This window comes from Rhodoferax sp., assembly GCF_037143375.1.
GTDB lineage: Bacteria > Pseudomonadota > Gammaproteobacteria > Burkholderiales > Burkholderiaceae_C > Rhodoferax.
The window spans coordinates 1-2301 of record NZ_JBAWYV010000282.1 but is presented as its reverse complement, the minus strand read 5'-3'; the positions used below and the strand labels follow the sequence as shown (position 1 = coordinate 2301).

3 protein-coding genes are annotated in these 2301 nt (G+C 61.4%); all 3 read right to left on the bottom strand.

Going from position 1 to position 2301, the window contains the following annotated elements; translation table 11 throughout:
* Positions 1-26 precede the first annotated feature (26 nt).
* Positions 27-806: a pyridoxine 5'-phosphate synthase gene (locus WCG50_RS19010; RefSeq protein WP_336901163.1), complete on the bottom strand. Its 780-nt coding sequence runs from the start codon at positions 804-806 to the stop codon at positions 27-29.
* Positions 803-1552: a DNA repair protein RecO gene (gene recO, locus WCG50_RS19005; protein ID WP_336901162.1), complete on the bottom strand. Its 750-nt coding sequence runs from the start codon at positions 1550-1552 to the stop codon at positions 803-805. Before recO ends, WCG50_RS19010 begins: the two co-directional genes overlap by 4 nt.
* Before the next feature lie 98 nt (positions 1553-1650).
* On the bottom strand, positions 1651-2301 hold a 651-nt coding region (gene era, locus WCG50_RS19000), incomplete at its 5' end, for a GTPase Era (protein WP_336901161.1).

Below are 2301 nucleotides of genomic sequence, written 5' to 3'. Positions count from 1 at the left end.
CCGTAGATCATTGGAAAACCCTCACCCTAACCCTCTCCCAGAGGGCGAGGGGATGATGACCCCAGGCAGCGCAGATAGCCCTGGATGGTGGCGGTATAGCCCAGTTCCAGGGCGTCGGCAATCAGGGCATGGCCGATGGAGACCTCTGACACGCCGGGCACCTGCTGGATGAAGGCGCTGAGGTTGTCGCGGTTCAAATCGTGGCCGGCGTTGACCCCCAAACCGGCGTGCAGCGCCGCGCGTGCGGTCTCGGCAAAACGGGCCAGTTGCGCGGCCTGCTGCGCCGTGCCCCAGGCAGCGGCATAAGGTTCGGTGTACAACTCGACCCGGTCGGCCCCCACGGCTTTGGCCGCCCCCATCGCTTGCGGGTCAGCGTCCATGAACAGACTCACGCGCACGCCCCAGGCATGGGCCTGCGCAATCAGGCGACGCAAGCGGTCGGCGTCTTGCGCCAGGTTCCAGCCATGGTCGCTGGTGAACTGGCCTTCGGAATCAGGCACAAACGTGACCTGGTGCACCGGCAGTTTTCGGTCCAGTTGCTCGCGCACGCAGTCCATCAGGTTGTGATACGGGTTGCCCTCGATATTGAATTCGCGGTCAGGCCAAGCTTTTAACAGTTCACCTAAATCGCTGACATCACCGCCCCGAATATGGCGTTCATCAGGCCGGGGATGCACCGTGATGCCGTTGGCCCCGGCTTGCAGGCACAAGGTGGCGGCGCGGGTCACGCTCGGAATGCCCAGATGGCGCGTATTGCGCACCAGCGCGACTTTGTTCAGGTTGACGGAAAGAGAAGTTTTGTTCATAAGGATTGCAGGTCAATCATCATTTGCCGGGTTCGCAGCGTGGTCACGCCGCAATGGTAATTCAGCAGTGCGCGCAGTTGTGGTTTGAGCTCACTCATCACCTCTGAGCAGGCGCGCAAAGTGGCGGTAAACGGTGCCCCATCGGCCAGCGAGCGTTGCAACGCGGTCCATTGCGCACCGCTCAGGCTCGCCCGGTCTGACGCGTTGGTCTGGCGCAAGCCGCCTTCGGGCACCAGCGTGTAGCGTTGTTGCGGATCGAGTTCGAGCAGCGTCATGGTCTGGGCGTCCAGCATCGGCAACCAGCCAATCTCACGCAACAGCAGCAACTCAAACGCCCGCAGCGCAGGCTCCAGCGCCTCGCCGTGCTCGGAGGCAATCACTTGCACCACGTTGCCATAGACATCAAACAAACCGGGGTGCGGGTCGTCACGCGCCAGCAAGTTCAGCAGCAACTCATTGAGGTAAATGCCCGACATCAGCGCATCGCCGGTCGGCATGACATGGCCACCCATCCATTCCGCCGCTTTGAGGGTGCGAATTTCGGCATCGCCGCCAAACGCCAGGTGCAGCGGTTGCAAAGGCAGCAAGATGGGACGAAAGCTCGAGGTCGGCCGCTTGACGCCCTTGGCCACAAGCGCAATGCGGCCGTAGTGGCGCGTGAACACTTCCAGAATCAGGCTCGACTCGCTCCAGTCGTAGCGGTGCAACACATACGCGGGTTCGTCAGAGATGCGCTTGGTCGCCACGCGGGGCTAGCGGGCCAGCGCCGGGCCGCCCCAAGCAGGCCTTGGCCCCCCCGGGGGGCAGTGAAGCACATGCAATGGCGAACGTGGGGGCAACATCTTCACTGGTAGCCGAACGAGCGCACGCGGGCTTCGTCATCGGCCCAACCGGAGCGCACTTTGACCCACATCTCGATGAACACTTTGCAGTCGAGCGCTTTTTCAAGCTCGACGCGGGTCTCCATGCCGATGCGCTTGATGCGCTCGCCTTTGTCGCCAATCACCATCGCCTTGTGCGTGTCGCGCTCGACCACGATGGTGGCGGCAATGCGAAGCAGGCGCTTTTGCTTGCCACGACCGGCTTCTTCTTCAAACTTGTCGATCACCACGGTGGAGGTGTAAGGCAACTCGTCGCCGGTCAAACGGAACAGTTTTTCGCGCACGGTCTCGGAGGCCAGAAACTTTTCGCTGCGGTCAGTCAACTCGTCTTCGGCGTACCACCAGGCTTGCTCGGGCAGGTATTTTTCGCAAATGCCCAGCATGCGCTCGATGTCTTTGGCGTTCTTGGCCGACATCGGCACAAACTCGGCAAAGGTGTGGCGTTGCTGCATTTCTTGCAGCCAGGGTGCAATGTCAGAGCGGCGCGTGACTTGATCGAGCTTGTTGGCAACCAGCAAGGTCGGAATGTCTTTGCTCAGCAGCGCCAGCACTTTGGCATCGGCCTGGTTGAACATGCCGGCTTCGACCACAAACAAAATCAAATCCACATCGCC